This window comes from Rathayibacter tritici (assembly GCF_001641005.1).
Taxonomy (GTDB): Bacteria; Actinomycetota; Actinomycetes; order Actinomycetales; family Microbacteriaceae; genus Rathayibacter; species Rathayibacter tritici.
The window spans coordinates 393,335-418,316 of the sequence record NZ_CP015515.1; the positions used below are offsets into that span (position 1 = coordinate 393,335).

Consider the following 24,982-nt stretch of genomic DNA (forward strand, 5'->3'; position numbering starts at 1 on the left):
GCCGGGAGCGGCGACCGCAAGCCTCCTGGCCGCCCGCATTCGCCGCCGTAGGCTGAGAGGATGACCGATGCGTCGCCTCTGATCGGCCCGACCGAGGCGCCCGAGCTGCACGTGATGACCTACAACATCCGTCGTCGCATGCCGCGCCTGACCTCCCGCGCCGCCGACCAGTGGGGCCGCCGCCGCCCGCTCGTGCAGCGACTGCTGGAGCAGGAGCGGCCCTCGATCCTCGCCGTGCAGGAGGCGCTGCCGGATCAGTCGGCCGCTGTGCACGAGGCGATGGGCCCCTCCTTCGAGGCGATGGGCTTCGGCCGGGACGCCGACCGCGGCGGCGAGCGCGTGATGCTCTTCGTCGACCGCAGCCGCTTCGCCATCCGTCACTGGAGCCAGATCGCCCTCTCCGACACTCCGGACATCGCCGGCTCGCGCAGCTGGGGTAACCGGATCCCGCGCACAGCCGTGATCGCGGAGCTGACCGACTCTGCGACCAGCCGCGAGTTCACCGTGATCTCGACGCATTTCGACCACATCTCGCGACGCTCGCGCCAGCGCTCCGCCGAGCTGATCGCCGAGCGGGTGCTCGCGCTCGGCCGTCCCGCGATCGTCATGGGCGACACGAACACCGACATCGACACGGTCCCCTACCGTGCGCTGCTCGACGACGGCTGCCTCGTCGACTCCTGGGAGGCCGCCGAGCAGCAGCTCACCCACTCCTGGAGCACGTTCTCGAACTACCGGCCGCCCGCTCCGGGAAAGCGGATCGACTGGCTGCTCGCCAGCGAGGGCGCGTTCGAGGTCGTTTCGGCGGGTATTAACGCCGTCCGCTACGCAGGTGCGGCGCCGTCCGACCACGAACCGGTCCAGGCCGTGCTTCGCTTCACGAACCCGTGAGCAGTTCCGCCCTCGTCGAGACCTTCCTTCAACTCCCGCGCACCCGCGGTGAGTGGACGGCGGATGGTATTCGCGCGGTCGGGGCCGTGAGCATCGTGACGGCCGGCGTCGGCTGGGACCTGGTCGATGTGGCGGTGCTCGCGCTTGCCGCAATCGGCCTGGTGCTGCCGAGGTTCCTCGGCATCCGACCGGCACTCGACGCCGCGTTCGGGGTGGCGCTGCTCGTCGCCTCCTGGAGCAGCGTGCTCGGGCTCTACGAGGCGTGGCCGCAGTGGGACCTGGTGGTGCACTGCGTGCTCAACGGATTGATCGCCGCGGTGGCGTACATCGTGGCCGCGCGGGCCGGAGTCGTCCCGGCGGCGTCGGGTGAGCGCGGCTCGCTCGCTCCCGCGATCGTGCTCTGCGCGTGTTTCGGTACCACCGCGGGCGTGCTGTGGGAGTGGGGCGAGTGGGCGGGCCACCGCTTCATCGACTCCTCGATCTTCGTCGGCTATGAGGACACCCTCGGCGACCTCGCCGCGGGGACACTCGGCTCGGTCCTGGCGGGCGCGCTGATGCGCTTCTGGTCCGCGAAGTCCCGTGAGGTCCGACCCGGCTCCTCGCGCGACGTCGGAGCTGCGGCGTAGCGTGGCGGCATGTGCGGCCGCTTCGCGATGGACTCCGAGACCGATGAGCTGATCCGCGAGTTCGTCGCGGCCGGTGGGCACGCCGCGGACTGGGCGCCCGACTACAGCGTCGCCCCGACCGACATCGCGCCGATCGTGCGCGAGCGGGTCCACGACGGTGAGCGGGAGCGTGAACTCGAGCTCGCGTCCTGGGGCTTCACCCCGTCCTGGTCGACGGGGACGTCGACGGGAAAGCGGCCGTCGCCGATCAACGCGCGCCTCGAGTCGGTCGCGACCAACGGCCTGTTCCGCGGCGCGTTCGCCAAGCACCGCGCGATCGTCCCGATGCGCGGCTACTACGAGTGGGAGACGCGCGCCGACGGCAAGCAGCCGTGGTTTGTGCACGGTGAGGAGCCGATCCTCGCCGCCGCAGGCCTCTACACCGCCCGCACGGAGGGAGAGGGCTGGCACGTCTCGTTCACGATCATCACCCGTGAGGCCCGCGACGCCTCCGGCGAGGTGCACGACCGGATGCCGGTGTTCCTCACTCCCGACGCGCGCGACGCCTGGCTCGACCCGGTCCCGCTCGACTCCGCCGAGGAGATGCTCGCCACCCTCGACCGCGCCTCCGTCGCGATGGCCGCGACCGTCACCGCGTACCCGGTGGATCGTCGCGTGAACAACTCCCGCACGGTCGACCGTCGCGACCCGGGGCTGCTCACGCCGGTCGCCTGACGGCGCGAGGCATTCGGCGCCAACTCCGGTACTCCCGCCTCCCTCTCCCCTAACCTGAGGATCCGTCCGCGCATCAGGAGAGGTGAGATCCGCAGTGGACCTTAGGTACGACAACGAGGTCGCCGAGCGCCTGTGCTCCCGGCTGACCGCACTCGCCGCGGTGCTCGACGCGCAGTTCCCGGCGAGGAGTGGCCTGGTCGAGCAGGCGATGATCGACTTCTCGGGCACCTACTCGCGGATGTTCTACGAGGGCTTCCAGCAGGAGGTCGCGGACCGGCACCGGCTCGTCGACGAGCTGAACGGATTCGCCGCGCAGGTGACGGCCGTGTCCGGGCAGGCCGAGAGTGAGAGGCGGCGCAGGCGCGAGCTCGCCGAGTGGCGGGAGCGGGAGGCGCAGCGGGAGCAGGCCGCCGCCGATCCGCTGCTCGGTGCCCTGCGGGACCTGGAGCCGCTGCTCGATCCCAGGCGGCGCCCCCACTCGAGCGCGCAGTTCGGCGGATCCGGAGCGGCTGAGGGTGTTCGCCGGCGGCGTCCGATCGCTGGTGGACGAGGCGAACCACCCGCTCCTGCTGCTGCACTCGAGCTGGACCGACTTCCTCGACTCGTGCCCGTGGGGGCGAGTCGAGTACGTCGATGTGTTCACCGGAGCCGATTCCTTCCTCGCCATTCTCCTGGAGGACGCCGCTTGGGCCGAGCGAAGTGCGGCCGCCTTCGAGCAGGCCGGCGGCGTAGGGCTGACCGACGTCGCGCTCGACGCCCGCGCCTCCTTTCAGACACCGCGGGGCGTGCTCCGTCTGCTCGAACCGGGCCTCAGTGCGGCCGAGATCGCCGCGGAGTGGTCGCGCTTCGATCTCGCTGTCGAGGATGTGGCGGTGCTGCCGGTCTCGACGCGCCTGGGCCTCGCGGGTCTCGACGGGCTGCCCGCCGCCGTCCGCGATGCGGCGTCCCGGTCGCTCCTCGCTGACGCCATGCGCGACCCGGTGCGGATGCGCAGCTCGATGGGGCTGGCCGGGGCGACGGGGCTCTCGCTTGAGGACTTCGAGCGGCAGATCGGGGCGCTCGCGGCGGGCCTCGCGAAGGCCGACGAGCGCGCACGGCTGAACTCGACCGTCGCGCAGCTAGTCGGCTTCGGAACCGACGACTGCGCGGTGACCGCCGCGGTGTCAATCGGGGACCTCGACACAGCATCGACGGTCATCGTGAATGTGCCGGGCGCAGGGACGACACTCGAAGGCGTCAGAGAGAACGTCGACGCGGCCGCTGTGGTGAGAGAAGCCACGGTGAAGAACGGCGGCGGCTCGACCGCCGTTGTCGCCTGGCTCGGCTACCGGGCGCCGTCCTTGCCCGAGGTGAACACGACGACCCGGGCCGAGTCCGGCGCCGAGCGCTTCGCGACCTTCCTCGACGGCGTGGTCGAGTCCCGCGCAGGCTCGCCGCCGGAGCACCTGACCGTCACCGCCCACTCCTACGGGTCGACCCTCGTCGCCCTCGCCCTACAGCTCACCGAGCACCGCATCGACGACTTCGTCGCCTACGGCTCACCCGGCTTCGCTGCCGGCACGGAGGTCGACGAGCTGAACGCCGACGAGGTGCACGCTACCGAGGCAGCCGCCGATCACATCGCACGGAGGGGCCGCCGCTGGGCGATGGGCCGCCGGAGGGACCCGCGCGGCATCCCTGGTGTGGACGTGTTCTCCTCGGAGTCCGGCGAAGGCACGCGCGCCGTCACCGGGCACGACATGACGGCCGATGAGTCGAGCGGCGCCGTCGGCTACCTCTCGCGGGACTCCTCGACGACCGCGGCCATCGCGCGCATCGCCGTTGGAGGGAGGCCGTGAGACGCGGGGTGTGGCGGGCGCTGGCACTTGCGGTGGTGGTGACGATGACGAGCGCCGGGTGTGGCGCAGGAGAGGAGCGGGACATGCGGGATGCGGCGGGACTAACGCGCGAGGACATCGCGGGGCTGAGCCAGGAGCAGGAGTTCGCTCGGGTGAGCGAGAGGTACGCGCATCTGGAAGCGCTGCTGGCGGAGGCGCAGCATCAGATCAGCGACGCGGACTGGGAATGGATCAGCGTCGACTGGTTACCCTTCGGTGGGCTCGGCGCTGTAGGCGGCGGACTTCCCGGCGCCACCGAAAACAACAGCTACTACTTCGCTGCGAGCCGTGTCCTCGAGGTGCCGGGTGGCTCCGATGACGAGGCCGGGCTGGAGCCGATGCGGAGCTACGTCGTGTCGAAGGGTTGGGACTACTACACGCGGGAGATGACCGGGGAGCGGGACCTCTGGGCACAAACGGGCGACGGGTGGTGGGTGAACTGGTCGGTGAGAGAGAACGGTCGCTACTCGCTAGAGGTCGTCAGCGAGCTGTTCTGGTCGAATGACGCCACGGAGCTGATCATCGCGATCGGCGGCCGGAGCACGACGGTCGCGCCGGTCTCCTCGCCGCCGGGGGTCGTGATTCCGTTCCCGAAGTGGGAGGACTCGTTCACGCGCCCGCCGATCATGCGGCCGCCGCCGACGCCGCCGCCGACGTCACCGGTGCCGCCGGAGTAAGAAGGCGGGAGGGCCGCAGCCACAGCCGCGGCGCTCCCGAGCGTCCTACGTCGTGCGCGCGTCCTACTTGGTGCCCGCGTGGCCCGGGAACGGCTTGCCGTTCAGCGAGACCTCGTCGGGGTCGACCTCGACATCGCCCACGTCGTCCGGTCCACCCGTGCCGGGCACGGTCTTCACCTCGGCCGAGCCGGACACGGCGGTGCGGCTCTCGGCCGGGTCCGAATCCTGCTTGGCCTCGGTCTCACGCTCGCTGCCGGGCGACTCCGAGATGTCCTTCTCGATGGTCTCGCTCTCGGAGGAAGTGGCGGGCGCCGCCCCCTCCGGCGTGCCGATGGTCGAGCCCTGATCGTCCTGCTCCGTGACGTTCTGCTGCGTGCGGTCCTGGTCCATGTCATCGCCTTTCGTCGGTACCTCCGACGCTACGTCGGGGCACGCATCCGGGCACCTGCTTGACAGCCCGGCCGGGGGGAGGGCGGCGCGCAGGGTCGACGTATTACCCTGGGTCGACGGTCGCACCGGGGGGCGCGGCACACCCGCCGCCGACCGCGAGGAGGACCCGTGGCATCCCACCGGACAGGCGACACCCGGATCGTCGGGACGACGGTCGACGGCCGGTACACCATCGAGGAACTCATCGGCCGGGGCGGAATGGCCACCGTCTACCGGGCGCGCGACGGCGTCCTCGGCCGCTCCGTCGCGCTGAAGATGTTCGCGCCCGGCATCGACGACGCGCAGGACCTGCAGCGCAAGGCCTCCGAGATCCGCCTGCTCGCGGCCCTCAACCACCCCGCGCTCGTCACCCTCTACGACGCGCACGACGGCGGCGACGACACGAACGGGCAGGCCTACATGGTGATGGAACTCGCCGAAGGGCCGAGCCTGTCCGAGCGGCTCGCGGAGGGCCCGGTCGCCCCGAACGACGTCGCCTCGATGGCGGGAGACCTCGGCGAGGCCCTGCACACGGTCCACGCGGCCGGAGTCGTGCACCGCGACGTGAAGCCGTCGAACGTGCTGCTCGTGCCGAGCCCGCTGACCAGTCGCGAGTTCCGCCCCAAGCTCGCCGACTTCGGCATCGCCTCCCTCATCGACGCGACGCGGATCACCGCGCCCGGCGCCCTCGTCGGTACCGCCGCCTACCTCAGCCCCGAGCAGGCGCACGGCGACCCGGTCACAGCAGCGAGCGACATCTACTCGCTCGGCCTCGTGCTCCTGGAGTCGCTGACCGGCCGCCGCCCGTTCACCGGCTCGGCGATCGAGGTCACGCTCGCGCGTCTGCTCCGCGACCCCGAGATCTCGGAGTCGCTCGGCAGCGGCTGGACCTCGCTCCTGACCGCGATGACACGGCGCGAGCCCGGCACTCGCCCGACCGCGCTGCAGGTGGCGGAGTCGGCACGCCGACTGATCGACCCGCGGCGCGATTCCCCGCCGGCGGCCATCGTCGTCCCCGACGTCGCCGGGACGCGGGTGCTGTCGACCGAACTGCTCGGCGCGACGGAGCCGATCACGCGGACGGAGGTGTTCGAGCCGACTCGTCCGCTCCCGGCCGACACGACGCCAGCGACCGAGGTGATCACTCCGACCCAGCGCACTGCCCCGGCCCCGCGCGTCGCCCCCGCCCCCGCCCCCGACGCCCGGTCGGCTCCTGCGCCGCGCCGGCGCCACGGCCCGAGCCCGTGGCTGATTGTGGTGGTGCTCGCGCTGGTCGCGATCGCCGTCGGGCTCGCGATCATCCTGATCGACGCTCCGCAGTCGCCTTTGCCGCAGGTCGACGGCGAGCTGGGCGACCATCTCCGCCGGCTGCGCGAGAGCATCCGCTCATGAGGGGCCTCCGATGGCGGGCCGCCGGCGCCGTGCTCGCCTCAGTCCTGGTGCTGAGCGGATGCGCCTCCACGCCGCAGGGGATCGACGAGGGCACGGCGCAGACCCTCGACAACGCGGTCGTGGCCGTCGCCGAGAAGGCGTCGGCCGACGACTACCAGGGGGCGCTCACCGAGCTGGCCAGGCTCCAGGCAGCCCTCGACTCCGCCCTCGCGGCGGGCTCGGTCAGTTCCGATCGTGCACAGACCGTGCAGGTCCAGGTCGATGTTGTCCGCAGTGATCTCGAGGCCCTGATCGCCGGAGCTGCCGAGCCGACGCCGGTCGAGACGACCAGCCCGACGCCCGAGGAGTCGACGCCGGTCGAGGAGGAGCCGGAGGACACTCCCTCGTCCGTCGGGCCGGAGGACGATCTCGTCCCCTCGCCGGACGAGTCGGAGCCGGAGGAGACGCCGACCGAGCCGGCCGAGCCGACGCAGGGAACTCCTTCTGCCCCGAGCAGCGACACCCCCGGCACCGGGGGCAACGCTCCGGGGAACGGGGGGAACGACGGGACTGCCCCGGGGAACAGCGGGAACAGCGGGAACAGCGGGAACGCCCCCGGGAACAGCGGGAACGCCCCGGGAAACAGCGGGAATGCTCCCGGAAACAGTGGGAACGGCCGGGGGAACAACGGGAACGCTGGAGGGAATAACGGCGATGCTCGGGGGAACAGCGGTAACGCCCCCGGAGCCGGTGGCGGCCGCTGACCCACGACTCCCGCGTCGAGAGCATCACGGACGCGGCATCCACGTGTGTGCCGCGTCCGGGGGAGGCGCCCTCCCGGGCTCGACGAGCGGGCTCCCCCGCAGTCCCCGCGGGTATCCGGGGCGGCGTTGAAGCCCGCCTGAAGCGCTCACTCCGCCCGGAGGGGAGGGGCGCTCATTCGTCGCGGTCCGTGTACTCCCCCTCGTCCTCGCCCTCAGTGCTGGCCGTGCCCGTGTCGACGTAGCTGCCCTTCACCGAGGTGTCCTCGTCGTTGCGGGATGTGTCGATATAGCTGCCCTCTTCGCTTGTCGAGGTGTGCGAGACGCCCCCGGTCGAGGTGTACTCGCCGCCGGTGCTCTCCTCGGTGCTCGTCCCCTCGGTGCTCGTCCCCTCGGTGCTCGTCCCCTCGGTGCTCGTCCCCGCGGTGCTCGTGCCCGCGGCGATGTGGCGGCCGCTCCCGGCGGCGTGCTCGTCGTGACCCTCGTGCTGCTCGTGACCCTCGTGCTGGTCGTGGTCGTGGTGGGCCATTGCGGCCTCCTCGCTTCGTCGCGTCGGTGCGCGGTCGGATCGGCCGCGCTCGATCCGAGACTTCTGCATCCCGGGCGGCGGTGCAAGACGTGGCGCCTGCACATCCGTGCCGCGCAACTCCTATAGCCGCCCGTTCCGCCCGCCTACCGTGTCGGAGATGAGCAGCTCCCCTCGTACCCGCTGGAGCGTCATCGGCCAGCTCGGACCGGTCTTCGACGACGGCGGACCGATGCTGCTGGTCGAGGCGCGGTCGTCGTTCGGACGCCGCCCGATGCACCGCGCGAAGGCGCAGCTGCTGCTCTCGGCGCTGCGTCACCGCGCCCGCGAGCTCGGCGACCGCGCCGAGTACGTCCGCGCAGAGACCTTCGGCCAGGCCCTGGCCGGACGCGACGACCTCGAGGTGATCGACCCGCCCACCCGGGGCGGCCGCCGCCTCGCCCGTCGGCTCGGCATGAGCATCCTGCCCAGCCGCGGCTTCATCACTGCGGAGGAGGACTTCCGCGAGTGGGCCCTCGCCCGCTCCGGTAAGCGCCTGCTACTGGAGGACTTCTACCGCTGGAGCCGCGAGCGCACCGGCGTGCTCATGCGCGGCGACCAGCCAGAGGGCGGCCGCTGGAACTACGACCACGACAATCGCCAGCCGCCGCCCAAGGGTGCCTCCCGTCTCGGCCTGCCCGATCCGTGGTGGCCCGAGGAGGACGACATCGACGAGGAGGTGCGCGCCGATCTCATGCGATGGGAGGCGGAGGGAGCGGTCCGTCTGGTCGGCGCCGACGGCCCGCGCCGCTTCGCCGCGACTCCGGCGGAAGCGGAGGCGGCGCTCGCCGATTTCGTCTCGTCGCGCCTGTCCGACTTCGGCACCTATGAGGACGCGATGCTCTCGGGCGACTGGACGATGGCGCACTCGCTCCTCAGCGCCCCGATGAACCTCGGCGTGCTCGATCCGCGTGCCGTCATCGACGCGGCCGCGGCCGAGTACGCCGCCGGCGGCGCGCCGATCGCAGCGACGGAGGGATTCGTCCGTCAGATCCTCGGCTGGCGCGACTACGTCTGGAACCTGTTCTGGCACCTCGGCCCGGAGTACCGCGACCGCAGTCGGGCGCTGGGCGCCTCCACCCCGCTGCCCGCCGAGCTGCTCGCCCTGGATCCCAGCGGCATCGAGGCGAACTGCCTGCACGAGACCCTCGACGACGTCCACCGGCACGGCTGGGCGCACCACATCCAGCGGCTGATGGTGCTCGGCAACTGGGGGCTGCAGCGGGGGTGGGATCCGGCGCAGCTCACTGACCGGTTCGTGGACGTCTTCGTCGACGGCACGGAGTGGGTGATGCCGGCGAACGTGATCGGGATGTCGCAGCACGCCGACGGCGGCGTCGTCGCGACCAAGCCGTACGCCTCGGGCGGCGCCTATATCAACCGGATGTCCGACTACTGCGGCGGCTGCCGCTTCGACCCGAAGGTGCGCCTGGGCGAGAATGCCTGCCCGGTGACCGCGGGTTACTGGGCCTTCCTCGACCGCGCCGAGCCGGTCCTGCGCGGCAACCATCGGATGGCCCAGCCCCTCGCGGGCCTGCGCAGGCTCGCCGATCGGGCCGCCGTCGTCGACCAGGAGCGCCTGCGCGAGACGTACTGACGCCGGGGCTGCACGGGGCGTCCGCCGCGCGGGCTACCCGGTCCGCACGAACCGCGACACCGTCACCGCGACTGTCACCGCCGTCGTTCCCGTCACCCCCGCGAGCTGCGCGTCGAGCACGTCCGGATCCACGTGGTGCGCGCTCGGGCCCATCAGAACCTCCGCGCGCAGCTCATCGGCGCTCATCCGCACCGTGCTCTCGAGCTCGTCCCGCGCGCGGAGCGAGAGCCCGGCCAGCTGCTCGTCGAGCCGCTCCGCCTTGCCCGCGTCGATGCTCAGCATCCCGAACCGCTCCCGGATCTCGTGCAGGTGCCGCTCGCGCGGGGTGACGACGACCGCGACGCCGCCCGGCCGCAGCACCCGCCGCATGTCGGGGGCGTTGCGCGGAGCGAAGACAGTGAGCAGCGCGTCGGCGCAGGAGTCCGCAAGCGGGAGTGGCTGCCACAGATCGGCGGTCGCCACCACCGCGCGCGGATGAGCGCGGGCGGCGCGGCGAGCGGCCGGAGCCGAGAGGTCCAGGCCCAGTCCGTCCGCCTCGGGGTGCGCGTCGAGCACCGCTGCGAGGTAGGCGCCGGTGCCGCAGCCCAGGTCGACCACGAGCCGCGCGCCCACGGGCACGGCCGCCGCCACCGCGTCCTGAATCGTCCGGTAGTGGCCCGAGCCGAGCAGGTCGGCGCGGGCCTGCACCATCGCCGCCGTGTCGCCCGAGGTCGCGTGGCGCCCGCGTAGCAGCGAGGCGTAGCCCTGGCGCGCGATGTCGGCGCTGTGCCCCAGAGAACAGCGGAGCGAGGAGGGGCGCGGCAGCGCGTCGGGCGCCAGTCCACCGCCGCAGACCGGGCAGGCGAGCGCGGCAAGTACCGTCGATCCGGGTCGAGCGGCCGGATCGAACGCGCTCACTCCGCGCCGGGCGCGCGCGCCCGCATGGCCGTGATCGCCGCATTGAGCGTCGCGATCGTCGGCACCGCGAACAGCGCCCCGGCGAGCCCCGCCACCTCGAGCCCGGTCGCAACTCCGAGCACCACGGCGAGCGGATGCACCTTCACGGCGGTCCCCAGGATGAGGGGCTGGAGGACGTGCCCCTCAAGCAGGTGCACCACGATCACGACGCCGATCATCGCCAGCGCGGCCACCGGCCCACTGAACAGCAGCGCCACGAGGGCAGCCAGCGCTCCCGTCACGATCGCGCCCAGGATCGGCACGAACGAGCCGAGGAACACCACGATCGCGATCGGCACGACCAGCGGCAACTGCAGGGCGAGCGCCCCGATCCCGATGCCGACGGCGTTGATCCCGGCGACGCCGAGCTGCGCGCGCACGAACTGGCTCAGCGTCTGCCAGCCGGCGGCGCCGCCGCGCTCCATCCCGGGCCGGGCACGGCGGGGGAGGAGACGGAGGAACCATTGCCAGATCCGGCGGCCGTCCAGCAGCAGGAAGATCAGCGAGAAGAGCGTGAGCAGCGTCCCGGCGAATACCTCGGCGAGCTGCGAGCCGACGGCGAGAGCACCGGACGCGATGGTCGAGGCCTGCGTGTCGGCCCAGGTGATCGCCCGCTGCGCCCAGTCGCCGAGCTGGACGTCCGAGAAGGACAGCGGCGGTCCCTGGAGCCAGGCCTCGACCTTATCGACCGCGTCGAGAGCACGCTGACCCACTCCGCTGAAGCCGGAGCGCGACTGCACGATCACCAGAGCGATGAGCCCGGACAGCAGCAGGAGCATCGCCAGGATCGAGACCAGGACCGCGAGCGGGCGGGGCAGCCGCAGGCGCTCGAGCCGGTTCCGCAGCGGAGTCAGGAGCGCGGTGAGCAGCAAAGCGATCAGCACCGGCACCACGATCAGGGGCAGCAGCGAGACGAGACGGACGAGGAGGTAGAGCAGCGCCGCCACGGCAAGGAAGCGCCACGACCAGGCGGCGGCGATCCGCATCCCGATCGAGACGTCGCCCGACGCGTCGTGGGCTGAGTCGGAGAGGACCGGAGCGAGGTCGGCCGGCGGGGTCACCGGACTCTCGTGCCGCTGCTCGCGCACTCGCCGTCCCCGCATGACCCCTCCGATCTTCTCGCAGTGTACGGCGAGGCGGGCGTCCGAGGCCGGGAGGATGCGCGGGCAGGGGTACCGCCTGTTCAGTCCCGGCTTGTCACGATCCTGTGGAGTACCGGCCTGTCATGATCTTGTGCTGCCCCGCGCCCGAGCGTCTCGGATCGCGCCGCCTCCGCATCGTTCCCCGCCTGCGTCGTGTCCGGCCGATCCGCGCCGGTAGCGTCCTGCGGGCAGGAGCCGAACGAGGAGGCGATGGATGCTGGACGTGATTCTCGCGGTCGCCGGGTGGTGCGCGGGTGCAGTGCTCGTCATCAGCGGAGCCCTCAAGCTCGGCCGCACGGCGGAGTTCCGCGCGAGTCTCGCGGCTCTCGGCGTCCCGCTCGTGCTCCGGCGCCGCCGCTGGTTCGCCACCGCTTTCCCCGTCGTCGAGATCGTGCTGGGTGCCGCGGTCGTGCTGTCGCCCGCCCCACTGCACCGCGCCGCGCTCGTGCCGGTGGTGCTCCTCGACATCGTGTTCCTGGTCGTTGCCGTCCGTGCGGTCCGTGCGAGGGAGGACGTCGACTGCGAATGCTTCGGCGGGCTGGGCTCGGCGCGGATGACCGGGCGCACCGTCGCGCGCAACGCCGTGCTGCTCGTGCTGGCGCTCGCCGGAGTCCTCGGCGGGCTCGCCCCCTCGGCCCTGCTCGCGGGCGGAGGCGGAGTCGCGGCGGTCGCCGCATCCGGCCTCGCAGCGGCTCTCGCCGCGGTCTCGCTGGTGCTGGTGCGCGATCGTCGTGCCGGATCCTCCGTCGCCCACGCCACCTCCGCGGCCCAGGCCACCTCCGCGGCCCCCTCGCCCTTCGCGTCCCCGGCGGACCCGAACCTCGCCCTTGTCACCGCCGCAGGGGAGCGTCTGACGCTCGAGGAGCTCTCCCGCCCCGCGACCCATCTCGTCTTCTTCTCGCCCTCGTGCACCTCCTGCCACCACCTCGTCGAGCGCTTCCGCTGGTGGCCGAACGGATTGCGCGAGGGGGAGGAGCTGCTGCCGGTTTTCCTCGGGAACCGCGACGAGTTCGCCGCGTACGAGGTGTACGCGCCCCTGGTCGATCACGCCCTCTACGACCCCGTCGGACAGGTCGCCGCGGTCCTGGGCCGATCCGCCACTCCCGGCCACGTCCTGATCACCCCCGAGCGCCCGCTCGGCGACGGCTGGACCTCGGGGGGCCTCGCCATCGAGGCCCGCGTCCTGCGACCGGACTTCATCGCGGATGTGGAAGCAGGCGTGCTGATCCCGGCGTCGCGCATCGGTTGATCGATCGCCCTGCGGCTCCCCCTCGTGACCGGTGCAGGCGTGCAGTGACCGGGTCAGTCGTGTAGTGACCAGGTCAGTCGTGTAGTGACCAGGTCAGTCGTGCAGTGACCAGGTCAGTCGTGCAGTGACCAGGAGTGAGCGGCCACCTCGATGCCGCCGACGGTCGCGGTCTCGTCGCTCAGGTTCAGGGCGAGCCGCGCGGTGCGTCCCTCCGGCCCCTCCGCTACGAGCAGCGCGGCCGTGTTGGACAAGTCGACGGTGCGGATGCTCGCGCCGACCAGCCAGGGATTCCGGCGGCGGAAGGCGATCACCTCCTGGTGCGCGCGGTAGGCCTCCCCGCCCGGCCACTGGGCGGGGTCGGCCGGAAACTCGGGGCGGATCGCGTCGTCGCCGCCGGCTCGCTCCTCCTTGACTCCGCGCAGGCCCCGTTCGTCACCCGAGTAGATGCTCGGGACGCCCGCGACGAATCCGAGGAGTGCGGTGGCGTGGCCGTGGTGGCGCTCGTCGCGGATTGCGCTGGCGATCCGGGTTACATCGTGGTTGCCGACGAACGTGAGCGGGAGGAACTCGCGGACGAAGCCGTCGTGGCGTTCCAGTGACCAGGCCAGCTCGAAGAGGTTCGCCTCCTCGATCGAGTTGCGGACCGCCTTCCAGAGTTCGTACTGCGTCACGGAGTCGAGCCCCGACTCGCGCACATAGGCCGCGTAGTCGCCGTGAATGACTTCGCCGACGAACCACGCCTCGGGGAAGCGCTGCCGCACCGGATCGATCGCCGCGTGCCAGTCGGCCGGTGCGACCGCGTATGCCGCGTCGAGGCGCCAGCCGTCGATGCCTCGCTCCAGCCAGTGCGCGAGCACGGACGAGATGTACTCCGCCACCTCCGGCTGCGCGTTGTCGAGTTCGACCAGGGCGTCGTGGCCCTCGAACACGTCCACGCGGAGTCCATCGACCTCCCGGGAGCCTTCGCTCCGGGAGAAGCGCGCCGCCTCGCGCGAACCCTCTCCCGCCGCCACCGCTGCACGCCACCAGGGGTGCTCGCGGCCCACGTGGTTGAAGACACCGTCGAACAGCACCCTGATGCCGCGCTCGCGGCAGGCCGCGATCAGCGCGTCGAGGTCGGCCTCGTCGCCGAGGCGCGGGTCGACACGGAAGTGGTCGACCGTGTCGTATCCGTGCGTCGAGGAGGCGAAGACCGGCCCGAGTAGGAGCCCGTTGCAGCCCAGCGCCAGCAGGTCGTCGAGCCAGGGCAGTAGCGCACGGAGGCGGTGCGTCGGCTCGTCCTGCGGACCGGGGCCCTCCGCGGCGCTCGCTTCGGCCCCCGTGAAGCCGAGCGGGTAGACGTGCCACCAGATCGCGGTCGAGATCCACCTGTCCGCCTGCGCCATCGTGGCCGTCCCTCCGGCGCGCTCGGGCACGCGCCCTCGCCACTGTAGCGACGTGGCCTGGGCCGCGCCCGCTCACGGACCCGGCCGCGAATCGGCGATCCAGGCCAGGACCGCGAGTCCCGCCCGTGCAGCGGCGGGCGCGGTGACGGAGCAGACGAGTAGCGCGAGAGCCGCGCAGGCGAGACCGACGACCGCGTTCCTGCGCTCGCCCGCCCAGCGCAGCGCCCGTGCCGACAGGGCCGCGGCCACCGCCGCCACGGCGACCGCGGGCAGGGCCCAGAGCGGATGCACGGAGGATGCCAGCGCGAGCAGGCCCAGCGCCAGCGCGGTGAGTCCGGGTTCTTGGGGCCGGCGGGCCGGACGGCGTCGCCGCGGGCTTCGGGGGAGGGCCGCGGCGGGCCGAACGGAAGAAGGAGGAAGGAGTGTCGTCGTCATCATGAGCCGATCCTCGCCACAGGGCGGAGGCGGTGGGGAGGACATCAGCTGATCGGTGGAGAGACGCGCCAGGCACCTCCTGTGGAGGGACCACGGGGCGCGATCGGCGTCGTTCCGGGCATCCCGGGGCCGAAATCGCCGGAAATCCGGGACGGGGCTGGTAGGTTACCGACGGTCCGATCGGTCGAGGACGTCCGTCCCCTACCGAGGACGATCCACCACAACCAGCTGTTCCGACAGCGAGAACGTCCTGGGAGGACACTCCATGGCTGACAAGTCGCTCAACCGCACCGAGCTCGTCGCGAAGATCGCCGCCGACTCCGGCCAGAGCCAGGCCGCCGTCAACGGCGTCCTCGACTCGCTCTTCACCACCCTCGCCGACTCCGTGTCGAACGACGTGAAGGTCACCATCCCCGGCTGGATCGCCGTCGAGCGCACCTCCCGCGCCGCGCGCACCGGCCGCAACCCGCAGACCGGCGAGACCATCCAGATCGCCGCCGGCCACTCGGTCAAGGTCTCCGCGGGCACCAAGCTCAAGGCCGCCGCGAAGTAGTCGCTACCTCCGACACGGCCCCGGCACTGCGCCGGGGCCGTCGTCGTCCGCGGACGCGGCTGCCGACCAGCCGCGGAACGTAGGCTGACAGGGTGAATCGAACCGTCCGGATCGTCGGCCCTGCGCTCGTGCTCGTCGCCGCAGCGCTCGTCGCCCTCCTCGCGGCGCTGGCCTTCGGTGGAGGTGCCGCAGCTCAGCTGCTCAACGACCCCGGCCCCGTGGTCCGCTACGGTCTTCCGATCGCCAAGCTCGCCGTCAATCTGGGCGCCGCGGGCATGATCGGCTCGCTCGTGCTGACGCTCTTCGCGCTGAGCCCCCGCGCCGCCGCCGCGCGCGAGGCCCGCTCTGCGCCTCGCGCCTCCGCGCCTCGCACCTCCACCTCCGCGCCTCGCACCGTCGCCGCCCCCGCGCGCACGGCGGTCGCCGAGCCCGCCGCCGAGCCGCGCACCGAGTTCTCGGTGGCCCTCGACGTCGCCGCAGCCAGCGCTGCTTTCTTCGCCGCTGCCAGCGCGGTGACCGGCTTCCTGACCTTCCTCAACGTCACGCAGACACCGCTGAGCCTCGACCGCGACTTCGGCACCAAGCTCAGCTACTTCATCGGCAGCGTCCCGGTCGGGCAGGCTTGGCTTGCCACGACACTGCTCGCCGCCGTCGTCACCGTCCTCTGCTTCGCCGTACGCAATCAGACCGCCCTCGTTTTCGTGACGGCCCTCGCCCTGCTCACGCTGTTGCCGATGGCGCAGCAGGGGCACGCGGCAGGAGCGAGCGGCCACGACGCCGCGGTCACCGCGCTGGGCCTGCACCTCGTCTTCGCGGCGATCTGGTTGGGCGGCCTGATCACGATGGTCGCCCTCCGGCCGCTGCTCGGTGGAACGCGTCTGCTGCCCGTGATCGAGCGCTACTCCAGTCTCGCGCTCGTGAGCTTCGTCGCGGTCGCCGCCTCCGGATACGTCAGCGCGGAGCTGCGGCTCGCCACCCTCGACAACCTGCTCACCGGCTACGGGATCCTCGTGCTGGTCAAGGTCGCGGTGCTGGTCGCGCTGGGGCTGTTCGGTGTCCTGCAGCGCCGGTTCCTCATCGAGCGGATGAGACGGGCCGGCGGTGTCGGCGGCCGCAGCTTCTGGTGGCTGGTCTGTGCCGAGCTCGCCTTCATGGGCATCGCCTCCGGAGTCGCCGCGGCGCTCGCCCGCACCGCAACTCCCGTCGATCAGGTCGTCGCCAGCCAGCTCACCGACCCGACCCCGGCCCAGTTGCTCACCGGTGAACCGCTGCCCCCGCCCGCGAGCGCGATGAACGTCCTCACGCTGTGGAACGTCGACCTGGTCTGGCTCCTGATCTGCGGCTTCGCCATCGCCTTCTACATCGCCGGAGTCGTGCGGCTGCACCGCCGCGGCGACCGTTGGCCGCTGCACCGCACGATCCTCTGGATCGCGGGCATGCTGCTGCTGGCCTACATGACGAACGGCGGCGTCAACGCCTACGAGAAGTATCTGTTCAGCGCCCACATGCTCTCGCACATGGTTCTGACGATGGCGGTGCCGCTGCTGCTCGTCCCGGCGGCCCCGGTCACCCTGATCGCCCGAGCGGCCACCCGACGCACCGACGGCTCCCGCGGCGCGCGCGAGTGGGTGCTGCTCGCCGTGCACTCCCGCTTCGCTACCGCGATCTCGCATCCGATCGTCGCCGCGCTGTTATTCGTCGGTTCGCTCTGGGGTTTCTACTATTCGCCGCTGTTCCGCTGGGCGACCACCGACCACATCGGCCACGAGTGGATGATCGTCCACTTCCTGATCACCGGCTACCTCTTCGTCAGTGTGCTGATCGGAGTCGACCCGAGCGTGCACCGCGTGCCCTACCCGATGCGCCTGCTGCTGCTGCTGGGCACGATGGCGTTCCACGCCTTCTTCGGCCTCGCCCTGATGACGGGGGAGGGCCTCTTGCTTGCCGACTGGTACGGAGCGATGGGCTGGGGCACCTCCGCTCTCGCCGATCAACAGGCGGCCGGCGGCATCGCCTGGAGCATCGGCGAGATCCCGACCCTCGCCCTGGCGATCGTGGTCGCGATGATGTGGAGCCGCTCCGACGCCCGCGAGACCAAGCGCCGCGACCGCCAGGCCGACCGCACCGACGAGGCCGAGCTGACCGCCTACAACGACCGACTCGCCGCGCTCGAGAAGCGCGGCTGACCCGCGCCGTCCGCGGTGGACCTCGCGCAGGCCGCGGGTACAGTGGACCGGTGACCCAGCCCACCCTCTCCGACGAGCAGCAGCGGGTGTTCGAGCTCATCGAGAACACCCGCGAGCACCTGTTCGTCACCGGCCGCGCGGGCACCGGCAAGTCCACCCTGCTCAACCACCTGAGCTGGAACACCGACAAGCAGATCGTCATCTGCGCGCCGACCGGGGTCGCGGCGCTGAACGTCGGCGGCCAGACCATCCACTCGCTGTTCCGGTTGCCCATCGGCGTGATCGCCGACTCCGACCTCGACCAGCCGCCCGAGCTGCGCAAGCTCCTGAACACCATCGACACCCTCGTGATCGACGAGATCTCGATGGTCAACGCCGACCTCCTCGATGGCATCGACCGCAGCCTGCGTCAGGCGCGGCAGCGGCGCTCCGAACCGTTCGGAGGCGTGCAGGTCGTGCTCTTCGGCGACCCGTTCCAGCTCGCGCCCGTCCCCGGCGACCCGGAGGAGCGCGCCTACTTCGCCGACCGTTACCGCTCGCTGTGGTTCTTCGACGCGCTGGTCTGGCAGGAGGCGCCGCTGCGGATCGTCGAGCTCGGCCGGATCCATCGGCAGAGCGATGAGCGCTTTAAATGGATGCTCAATGCGGTCCGCTTCGGCATGGTGACGAAGGACATTGCCGACGTGCTCAACGCGGCCGGTGCCCGCACGCCCCCGGCCGACGACGCGATCACGCTCGCCACCCGCAACGACACCGTCAACCGGATCAACCAGGCGGCGCTCGCCCGGCTGAAAGGTCCGCTCAAGACGGCCTCGGCCGAGATCAGCGGGGACTTCGGCGGGCGCGCCTACCCGGCGGATCAGAAGCTCGAGCTCAAGCTCGGCGCGCACGTGATGTTCCTGCGCAACGACTCCGATCAGCGCTGGGTGAACGGCACCATCGGCCGGGTGACGAAGGTCGCGGGCACGGTCTGGGTCGAGGTGGACGGGGAGGTGCACGAGGTCGCGCCCGCGACCTGGGAGCGCTACCGCTACTCCTACTCCGCGGCCACGAAGAAGCTGACCCGCGAGATCGTCGCGGAGTTCGCTCAGTTCCCACTCCGTCTGGCGTGGGCGGTCACGATCCACAAGTCGCAGGGCAAGACCTACGACTCGGCCGTGGTCGACCTCGGTCAGCGCGCCTTCGCGCCCGGCCAGACGTACGTGGCACTCAGCCGCATCACGAGCCTCGAGGGGCTCTACCTCACCCGCCCGCTGCGCCCGAGCGACATCATCGTCGACAAGGACGTGCTGCGCTTCATGTCGGAGCGGCGAGCGGAGCCGGCCGCCGTCGCCGAGGCGTCCGCGGACTGATGCCCGCCCGGCACGGGCGCGGTGTCAGGCCGCCGCGCAGGTGCGCGCGAGGTCGCGGAACAGCTCCGTCGTCAGCCGGTACGCCTCCGCGACTTCCGCGATGACCCGCTCGCGCTCCTGGTCGTCCCAGCCCGCCGCATCGAGCTGCTCGCGGTAGGTGGCGCGGAAGGCCGAGGGGGCGGCGATCTCGCCGTACAGGAAGAAGCCCACGCCGTTGGTCTCGAAGCCGAAGCGCCGCTGCAGCAGGGCCCTCACGATCGCGCAGCCGGAGAGGTCGCCGAGGTAGCGCGTGTAGTGGTGCGCGACGAATCCACCGCTCCAGCCTGCGGCAACGGTGCGGATCCGGTCGACGTACGCGCTGGTCGAGGGCAGCGGGCGGATGCGCTCGCGCCAGTCCTCGCCGACGAGGAAGCGCAGGTCCTCCGCGATCGCGGGGAGGCGGGTGAGCTTGGCCGAGAGGAAGGGCTGCGCGACCGGATCGCCGGCCATGTCTTCAGCGACGGCCTCGAGCGCTTCGTAGACGAAGTAGTGCTGCGAGATGAGCGCGATGTAGTCGTCGCGGCTGCCGGAGCCGGTCATCAGCGAGGTCATGAAGGCGGCGCCCTCGTCGTCGGCACCGGACTGGCCGATGCGCAGGCGCAGGGCCTCGGAGAACGGTACGACGTTCGACACGGTGGCCTCCCTCGACGACTTAGGTTGGCCTTACCTTAGCCGAGCGACGCCGCCGGGACCAGGGGGCACCGTGGGCCAGTGTGCCTGCGATCCAGTGTGCCTGCGTGTCAGTGCTGGTGGCCACCGTCGACGACCGAGTGCATCCCACCCCTCTCGCCGGAACCCCCTGAGGAGGCGGCCAACGCCGGAGTCGCCAGGGCCGAAACGGCCAGTGCGCCGGCCAGCAGGCCGATCAGGGCGCGCGTGGGCGAAACGGTGCGCTCCTCGGTCCGCGACGAGCGGAGCGAGACGGCGACCACGGCGGTGGCGGTCAGCTCGAGGACCGCTGCGGCGAGCGCGGGCATCGGCTCGGCGAGAGCGCCGGTCGCCAGGGCCAGCACGAAGGCGGCGAGAGCGGCGACCGCGACGACGAGTGCGGTTCGCGGCAGAAGGATCCGCCCGCGTGACAGAACGAGGACGCTCCAGAGGATCTCGACGGCGCCGAGCAGACCGATCACGGGGGCCGGCACTCCCTCACCACCGGCGGCGATCGAGAGGTGAACGAGGCCCGCACCCAGTCCGGCGAAGGCGGCGTTGCAGCGTGCCACGGTCGTCATGACTGCTCCGATCATGCGGTCGGGGACGGGTGGGGAAAGAAAGGAGGCCCCGGATCGACACACCGCATCGTGTCGTCCGGGGCCGTTCGGTCCGTCCGCCGCGGAAAACGGCGGGCCCGCGGCGGACGGAGTCTGGAGGGGCGGCGATGCCGCCCGGGTTTAGGCGGTCGCGGCGGTACGCGTCCTCGCCCCTTTCTCGGTACCGAGTCCGACTCCCAGGAGCACCAGCGCGCTGGCCAGGTGCAGGAAGTGGTCGGCGGTATTCAGCGCCAGCACATTCAGAGCGGTATCGACCAAGAAGAAGCCCACGATGCCCAGCAACAGGTACACCGCTCCGACCGTCGCGTTCACGCTCTTCGCCGCGGCAACGGTCGACAGGCCCGCGATCAGCAGCGCGCCTCCGATGAGCAGATGAGCGATGTTGTGCAACGGATTCACTTCGAAGATGCCGAGCAGGAGCCCGCCTTCGGTCGAGAGGAACTGCACGCCTCCGGTGACGACGAAGCCGAGAAGCCCGACGACGACATAGACGGCTCCGAAGAGAGTCGCCAGCAGTCGATTAGGGGATCTACGCATGGTCTCTTACCTCCTTCGAGCAGCGCCTCTGCGCTGTACTCCCCCTCTTCGTAACCCGCGGCCTGCCGGTTTGGGAACGGGGTGGACCGCGCCGCCCATGAGGTGGATCGCGCCGATCACGATCAGGGCTGCGCCCGTCACTGGCAGCCACCGGTCACGGTCAGGACACGAATCGCGCCGGTGCGCAGACCGGCCGTCGCGGCCCGCCGACGCCCCCGTACAGTGGTGCCGTTCTCAGACGACCAGGGGAGTCGCACGGCATGGGGTTTCGCACACTGACGCGGACGGGGCTGCTCGTCGTCCCGGTCCTGGTGCTCGCACTGGCCGGATGCACGCCGGCCGCCGCCCGCGTCGCCGATGCTCCCGCGCAGCCCGCGTCGGAGGAACTCTCCGCCGCGCTGACGGGGCTCCTCGAAGAGACGCTCGGCATCGCCGGTGCGACCGGAGCGGTCGCCGGAGTGTGGTCGCCGTGGGGCGGCAGTTGGGAGGGCGCAGTCGGCTGGGAGTCGGACGAACGCACCACTCCGCTCACCACGGACGTCCACCTGCGGCTGGGCACCGGCGGCACCGAGGCGATGACGTGCGACGTGGTCGTCGCGCTGGCCGAGTCCGGCCGCGTCGACCTCGACGCCGACATCGGCGAGACCCTGCGCTCCCTTCCCGGCGTCGACGGCCTCACCCTGCGCCAACTCTGCGCGCACACCTCGGGCCTCGCCGATTTCCGTTCGCCGCTCTGGCCGACCGTGCTGCGGAACCCGGCGCGGCAGTGGCCGACGCTGGAGCTACTCGCCTCAGCCCAGGTGCGCGGGGCCTCGACGGCCCCCGGGGCGGTCTGGTCCGACTCTTCGACCGGGCCGCTGCTCGCCGGCCTCGTCGCCACGCAGGTCACCGGGCGCAGCATCGGCGAACTGTACGACCAGTACGTGGTGTCGCGGTACGGCCTGCGCAGCACGAAGCTGCCGGGCGGCTCCGAGGTCGATCTCCCCGCCCCGTCCCCGCACGGCTACGCTGTCGCGCTCGACCCGGTCACCGGAGAGAGGCGCTGCGACGTGCGGCTCGACGTCACCGCCGCATCCCCGTCCGCACTCGGCGCGGCCGGTGGCGCCCTGACGGATCTCGAGGATCTGCGGCGCCTGGCCTCGGGCCTCGCCGCCGACCCCGCAGGTGACGCCGTGTGGCAGGACCCGATCGCGCAGGGCCAGGGCCGCGCCGACTATCTCCGCGCTGGACTCGGTGGACACGAGGCCGGTCCCCTCCGCGGCTTCTCCGGCGTGGCGCCGGGCTTCGTCACCGCCGCCTACTCCGACCCGGTCTCGGGACTGACGGTGGCCGTCTCGATCAACAGCTCGACGCCCGGCGGCGACTTCGCCGCGACCGTCGCCCGGGCCCTGGCCGCGATCGCGGTCGAGCAGGGCGCGGCGGCCGGAGCGGACGGTCTCCCGCAGCTCCCGTGGACGGCCGACGGCGAACGCAGCGCGGTGCAGGAGACCTCGGCGCGCTGCTGAGCCCGGGGCGTTCTACTCTGGTGCCATGCCGATCACTCCCGACACCAAGGACTGGACCTGGGTCCTCGAGCGGCCCTGCCTCGAGTGCGGATTCGACGCCTCGCTCGTCGACGCCGACGAGGTCGCCGGGCTCATCCGAGAGAACGCCGCCGCCTGGCCGTACGTGCTCGAGCGCGACGACGCCGCGGGTCGGCCGGACGATGAGACCTGGTCGCCCCTGGAGTATGCGGCGCACGTGCGCGACGTGCACCGGATCTACCGCACTCGGGTGCAGCTGATGCTCACGGGCGACGACCCGCTCTATCCCAACTGGGACCAGGACGTCACCGCCGTTGAGGAGCGCTACGACCAGCAGGACCCGGGCACGGTCGGCCGCGACCTGGTCGACGCGGCCGAGCGGGTCGCCGAGATCTTCGACTCCGTCACCGGCGCCCAGTGGCAGCGCCCCGGCCGCCGCAGCGACGGCGCCTCCTTCACCGTCGAGACGATCGCCCGCTACTACCTGCACGACATCCAGCACCACCTGCACGATGTGCAGGGCTGAGGCTCAGGTGTCGATGAGCTGCGGATTCAGGAACGAGAGCGTCCGCGCGTAGGCGAGGGCCGCGGAGGCCGGGCTCACGGCGTCGCGCAGGGTGCCGTTCGCGAAGTGGCGCCGGGTATCCGGGTAGGTGTGCGTCGTGACCGGAGTCCCCGACTCCTTCAGCCGACCGACGAACGACTCCGGGTCATCGCCCGCGGGCCATTCGTCGTGCTGCGCGTAGTGCAGGAGTGTCGGGCACGGTACGAGCACGTGCTCCTCGGCGCCGAGGGTGGCGTAGTAGGCGACGACCGCGTCGACGAGGCCCGTGCCCGCCGCGAGCAGCCCGAGCCGACCGCCGAACCCGAAGCCGATGACGGCGCTGCGCTGCGCTCCTACCGCGACTCCGGTGTGCACCGCCTCGGCGACGACGGCGAGGTTTCGGTCCTGCGCCGCCATCGCGGCGAGGTCGCGCGCGTCCTCCGGAGTGAGGGTGGCCCAGCCGTCGTAGAGGTCCGGCACGAGCACGTGGTAGCCGTGCTTCGCCACTGCCTCGGCGAACGGCTCCAGCCACGGGAGGCGCCCGAACACGTCGTGCAGCACGACCACCACGGGCCGGCCGGGCTGCCCGTACTCGAGGGCGACGCCCGGTGACGGGATCTGCACGAGCTCGCTCACCCCTCCACCCTGCCCTCTGCGCTCCCCGATCCGGCGCCCTACCGCGGATCCGCCCGGCGTGTCGCGACGGAAGAGGGTCCGACGCCGCCCGTCCACCCGGTTACGACGCCGGTGAGGCCGTGCAGCACCCCGGGGTTGAGGAAGAGGTGGCCCCGGAGCAGAGAGCGGTCCCGCTCGGGCACGCGAGCCTGATCGACCGCGTCGTCGAATCCGTCGAGGACGGCCTCGACGATCCTCTCGACGACAGCGCGACCCTTTCGGAGGTCGAGTCCGTAGATGGGCGCGGTCTGGAGGAGGGCGGCGACGTTTGCGCGCCTCTCGCCGAATCGGCCGTACGCGAGCGCCTGGCTCGCCGTCTCACCCGAGCGGTTGCCCGGGGCGAGGTCGTACGCCGGGGTCAGGCCGAGGTGACGGCCGTCCCAGAACGCAGCGTGGTTCCTGGGGTGGTCATCGGAGTTGCTGATCGCCATGTTGAAGGCGATTCGCGCGAACAGCTCGGGACCCGGATCCACCCCCGCCGGTCCGTGCCGCCGCAGCACGTCCAGCACGTCGGGATAGGTGACGTAGCGTGCGGTCAATTCGCTCTCCCCGCTCAGGGTGAGCGCCGACACGACGTGGCGGCGTCGGCGGCCCTCGCGATCGAACCGCCGCACGAGGAGGACGTCCTTCCCGAGCGAGGAGACGACGCGGCTTTCGGCGACGTCAAGGCCGGCGCGTCGCGCGAGCGCGAGGGCGGCGGCCTCCGCGTTCACGACCTGGAAGGTCCGGTCGCTGCTCGAGGAGAACTTCGCGATGTGCTCCACCCCTGCGTCATCGACGAGGGTCGCCTTCGGCCTGGCGCCGCCGATGCTGGTGCCGCGCAGGAGCGCGGCGTCCAGCGCGGGCGAGAGGGCGAGTCCCGCCTCGAGTCGGTCGGCCGCCTCGTGCAGCTCGTCGAGGGAGGAACGGTCCTCCCGGGGGACGTAGCTCGTCGGAGACTCCTGGAAGTCGAGAGCCCCGAATCGAGAGGACCCCGACGCGATCAGGTACTGCAGCTCGGTCAGCCCGCGGTCTCCGGCTCCCCAGCGCTCGTCGATCACCGTGCGCCCCCAGCCGTCGGGGCTCCCGTCGCGCAGTGCGCCGGCGAGGACGAGTCCGTCGCGCGGCTCGATCGTGCCGTCGCGGAGCGGGAGCTCGGGTGTGTAGAGACTGATCGCGTCAGGGCGCGCGCGGTAGGAGGAGGCGTAGACGAAGGGGAAGCGGTCGCCGCGCTGCTCGAGCGCCCCGGCGACGACCGGCGTCTGGGCTCCGGGGAGCCAGGTCCAGACGTAGACGCGATCAGAAGTCATCGTCGAGATCGTCGCTTGTGCGGTGGCGGACACGCGAGGGGAGGAGCGCGAGCTTCTCCTCACCGCTCCTGCGGCGGCGGGCCAGCTCGAGCGGGTCGTCGATCCCGAAGATCGGAACGCCGACCAGCTCGGCGACGCTGAAAACCGTGGCGACGGCCGTGCCGGGGGCGCCGGCCTCGATGGCGGCGACAGTGGGTGTCGAGACACCGGCACGCACGGCGAGTTCGTCCCGTGTCCATCGGCGGCCGAGTCGCGCTTCGCGGACGAGCTGGCCCAGGAGGAGCAGTGCGTCCGCGACGGCAGGGCGGGGCGGGGCGGAGCGCTGCGCCATCAGGGCCTCGTATTCTTTAGGTGAAGGCGG

The 24,982-nt window shown here is 71.8% G+C and carries 27 protein-coding genes; 14 read left to right on the forward strand and 13 right to left on the reverse strand.

The genetic code is table 11. The features are described from left to right. Window positions 1–60: 60 nt before the first annotated feature. Genes A6122_RS01760 through A6122_RS01770 form a run of 3 tightly spaced genes read left to right on the forward strand, consistent with a single transcriptional unit; the run spans window position 61 to window position 2,231 of the window. The gene (locus A6122_RS01760) at window positions 61–891 is read left to right on the forward strand and encodes an endonuclease/exonuclease/phosphatase family protein (RefSeq protein WP_068250883.1); all 831 of its coding nucleotides are present in this window, start codon (window positions 61–63) and stop codon (window positions 889–891) included. Continuing rightward, window positions 888–1,517 (forward strand): DUF2238 domain-containing protein, encoded by a 630-nt coding sequence (locus A6122_RS01765; RefSeq protein ID WP_068250886.1) that lies wholly within the window; start codon window positions 888–890, stop codon window positions 1,515–1,517. Before A6122_RS01760 ends, A6122_RS01765 begins: the two co-directional genes overlap by 4 nt. 9 nt (window positions 1,518–1,526) lie before the next feature. Then, complete coding sequence (locus A6122_RS01770; protein ID WP_068250888.1) at window positions 1,527–2,231, forward strand: SOS response-associated peptidase; 705 nt, start codon at window positions 1,527–1,529, stop codon at window positions 2,229–2,231. Window positions 2,232–2,304: 73 nt separating this feature from the next. On the opposite strand, the gene A6122_RS01775 is transcribed toward A6122_RS01770, so the two are convergent. After that, window positions 2,305–2,709, reverse strand: a complete 405-nt coding sequence (locus A6122_RS01775) for a hypothetical protein (protein WP_068250891.1) — start codon at window positions 2,707–2,709, stop codon at window positions 2,305–2,307. 37 nt (window positions 2,710–2,746) lie between these two features. On the opposite strand from A6122_RS01775, the gene A6122_RS01780 reads away from it, so the two are divergent. Together A6122_RS01780 and A6122_RS01785 are read left to right on the forward strand one after the other, a co-directional pair. After that, window positions 2,747–4,069 (forward strand): alpha/beta hydrolase, encoded by a 1,323-nt coding sequence (locus A6122_RS01780; protein WP_068250893.1) that lies wholly within the window; start codon window positions 2,747–2,749, stop codon window positions 4,067–4,069. 83 nt (window positions 4,070–4,152) lie between these two features. Beyond that, the gene (locus tag A6122_RS01785; protein ID WP_068250895.1) at window positions 4,153–4,785 is read left to right on the forward strand and encodes a hypothetical protein; all 633 of its coding nucleotides are present in this window, start codon (window positions 4,153–4,155) and stop codon (window positions 4,783–4,785) included. A 63-nt stretch (window positions 4,786–4,848) separates the two neighbouring features. Here A6122_RS01785 and A6122_RS01790 read toward each other — a convergent pair whose 3' ends face one another. Next, on the reverse strand, window positions 4,849–5,175 hold the full coding sequence (locus A6122_RS01790) for a hypothetical protein (protein ID WP_084415746.1): 327 nt from the start codon (window positions 5,173–5,175) through the stop codon (window positions 4,849–4,851). Window positions 5,176–5,343: 168 nt separating this feature from the next. Between A6122_RS01790 and A6122_RS01795 the strand changes: the two genes are divergently transcribed. After that, window positions 5,344–6,606, forward strand: a complete 1,263-nt coding sequence (locus A6122_RS01795) for a serine/threonine-protein kinase (RefSeq protein WP_084415747.1) — start codon at window positions 5,344–5,346, stop codon at window positions 6,604–6,606. Continuing rightward, window positions 6,603–7,349 (forward strand): outer membrane protein assembly factor BamD, encoded by a 747-nt coding sequence (locus A6122_RS01800; protein WP_146077276.1) that lies wholly within the window; start codon window positions 6,603–6,605, stop codon window positions 7,347–7,349. Before A6122_RS01795 ends, A6122_RS01800 begins: the two co-directional genes overlap by 4 nt. Window positions 7,350–7,521: 172 nt before the next feature. Here A6122_RS01800 and A6122_RS01805 read toward each other — a convergent pair whose 3' ends face one another. After that, complete coding sequence (locus A6122_RS01805; protein ID WP_068250902.1) at window positions 7,522–7,875, reverse strand: hypothetical protein; 354 nt, start codon at window positions 7,873–7,875, stop codon at window positions 7,522–7,524. A gap of 157 nt (window positions 7,876–8,032) precedes the next feature. Here A6122_RS01805 and A6122_RS01810 point away from each other — a divergent pair, with 157 nt between their 5' ends. Further along, on the forward strand, window positions 8,033–9,508 hold the full coding sequence (locus tag A6122_RS01810) for a cryptochrome/photolyase family protein (RefSeq protein WP_068250904.1): 1,476 nt from the start codon (window positions 8,033–8,035) through the stop codon (window positions 9,506–9,508). 33 nt (window positions 9,509–9,541) lie between these two features. Here the strand turns inward: A6122_RS01810 and A6122_RS01815 are convergent, their stop codons facing one another. Both A6122_RS01815 and A6122_RS01820 read right to left on the reverse strand, forming a co-directional pair. After that, on the reverse strand, window positions 9,542–10,405 hold the full coding sequence (locus A6122_RS01815) for a methyltransferase domain-containing protein (RefSeq protein ID WP_068250905.1): 864 nt from the start codon (window positions 10,403–10,405) through the stop codon (window positions 9,542–9,544). After that, entirely contained in the window at window positions 10,402–11,547 is a 1,146-nt protein-coding gene (locus A6122_RS01820) for an AI-2E family transporter (protein ID WP_084415748.1), read from the reverse strand. Before A6122_RS01820 ends, A6122_RS01815 begins: the two co-directional genes overlap by 4 nt. Before the next feature lie 253 nt (window positions 11,548–11,800). Between A6122_RS01820 and A6122_RS01825 the strand changes: the two genes are divergently transcribed. Next, entirely contained in the window at window positions 11,801–12,835 is a 1,035-nt protein-coding gene (locus tag A6122_RS01825) for a MauE/DoxX family redox-associated membrane protein (RefSeq protein WP_068250914.1), read from the forward strand. 113 nt (window positions 12,836–12,948) lie between these two features. Here the strand turns inward: A6122_RS01825 and A6122_RS01830 are convergent, their stop codons facing one another. Together A6122_RS01830 and A6122_RS16300 are read right to left on the reverse strand one after the other, a co-directional pair. Next, window positions 12,949–14,250: an alpha-amylase family glycosyl hydrolase gene (locus tag A6122_RS01830; RefSeq protein ID WP_237358218.1), complete on the reverse strand. Its 1,302-nt coding sequence runs from the start codon at window positions 14,248–14,250 to the stop codon at window positions 12,949–12,951. Window positions 14,251–14,292: 42 nt separating this feature from the next. Further along, complete coding sequence (locus A6122_RS16300) at window positions 14,293–14,658, reverse strand: hypothetical protein (protein ID WP_146077277.1); 366 nt, start codon at window positions 14,656–14,658, stop codon at window positions 14,293–14,295. Window positions 14,659–14,920: 262 nt separating this feature from the next. Here A6122_RS16300 and A6122_RS01840 point away from each other — a divergent pair, with 262 nt between their 5' ends. The 3 genes from A6122_RS01840 (at window position 14,921) to A6122_RS01850 (ending at window position 18,746) form a co-directional block, all read left to right on the forward strand. Beyond that, window positions 14,921–15,208, forward strand: a complete 288-nt coding sequence (locus tag A6122_RS01840) for an HU family DNA-binding protein (protein WP_056037903.1) — start codon at window positions 14,921–14,923, stop codon at window positions 15,206–15,208. 92 nt (window positions 15,209–15,300) lie between these two features. Continuing rightward, entirely contained in the window at window positions 15,301–17,394 is a 2,094-nt protein-coding gene (locus A6122_RS01845; protein WP_068250922.1) for a bifunctional copper resistance protein CopD/cytochrome c oxidase assembly protein, read from the forward strand. A gap of 50 nt (window positions 17,395–17,444) precedes the next feature. Next, window positions 17,445–18,746 carry an ATP-dependent DNA helicase gene (locus tag A6122_RS01850; RefSeq protein ID WP_068250923.1) on the forward strand — a complete coding sequence of 434 codons (1,302 nt, stop codon included), beginning with the start codon at window positions 17,445–17,447 and terminating at the stop codon, window positions 18,744–18,746. Between the two features lie 24 nt (window positions 18,747–18,770). Here the strand turns inward: A6122_RS01850 and A6122_RS01855 are convergent, their stop codons facing one another. The 3 genes from A6122_RS01855 to A6122_RS01865 form a co-directional block, all read right to left on the reverse strand. Beyond that, on the reverse strand, window positions 18,771–19,418 hold the full coding sequence (locus A6122_RS01855; protein WP_068250924.1) for a biliverdin-producing heme oxygenase: 648 nt from the start codon (window positions 19,416–19,418) through the stop codon (window positions 18,771–18,773). 107 nt (window positions 19,419–19,525) lie between these two features. Continuing rightward, a complete protein-coding gene (locus A6122_RS01860) occupies window positions 19,526–20,014 on the reverse strand; it encodes a hypothetical protein (RefSeq protein WP_104261865.1) in 489 nt (162 codons plus the stop codon). 159 nt (window positions 20,015–20,173) lie between these two features. Then, the gene (locus tag A6122_RS01865; RefSeq protein ID WP_068250926.1) at window positions 20,174–20,590 is read right to left on the reverse strand and encodes a DUF4383 domain-containing protein; all 417 of its coding nucleotides are present in this window, start codon (window positions 20,588–20,590) and stop codon (window positions 20,174–20,176) included. 260 nt (window positions 20,591–20,850) lie between these two features. Between A6122_RS01865 and A6122_RS01870 the strand changes: the two genes are divergently transcribed. Together A6122_RS01870 and A6122_RS01875 are read left to right on the forward strand one after the other, a co-directional pair. Beyond that, window positions 20,851–22,095 carry a serine hydrolase domain-containing protein gene (locus A6122_RS01870; protein ID WP_068250927.1) on the forward strand — a complete coding sequence of 415 codons (1,245 nt, stop codon included), beginning with the start codon at window positions 20,851–20,853 and terminating at the stop codon, window positions 22,093–22,095. A gap of 25 nt (window positions 22,096–22,120) precedes the next feature. Further along, window positions 22,121–22,639 (forward strand): DinB family protein, encoded by a 519-nt coding sequence (locus A6122_RS01875; protein ID WP_068250930.1) that lies wholly within the window; start codon window positions 22,121–22,123, stop codon window positions 22,637–22,639. Window positions 22,640–22,642: 3 nt separating this feature from the next. Here A6122_RS01875 and A6122_RS01880 read toward each other — a convergent pair whose 3' ends face one another. Genes A6122_RS01880 through A6122_RS01890 form a run of 3 tightly spaced genes read right to left on the reverse strand, consistent with a single transcriptional unit; the run spans window position 22,643 to window position 24,952 of the window. Then, a complete protein-coding gene (locus A6122_RS01880) occupies window positions 22,643–23,293 on the reverse strand; it encodes a dienelactone hydrolase family protein (RefSeq protein ID WP_068250935.1) in 651 nt (216 codons plus the stop codon). Between the two features lie 38 nt (window positions 23,294–23,331). Beyond that, a complete protein-coding gene (locus tag A6122_RS01885) occupies window positions 23,332–24,621 on the reverse strand; it encodes a type II toxin-antitoxin system HipA family toxin (protein WP_068250943.1) in 1,290 nt (429 codons plus the stop codon). Continuing rightward, window positions 24,611–24,952: a helix-turn-helix transcriptional regulator gene (locus A6122_RS01890; RefSeq protein WP_068250946.1), complete on the reverse strand. Its 342-nt coding sequence runs from the start codon at window positions 24,950–24,952 to the stop codon at window positions 24,611–24,613. The genes A6122_RS01885 and A6122_RS01890 overlap by 11 nt, the downstream gene beginning before the upstream one ends. Window positions 24,953–24,982: the final 30 nt, after the last annotated feature.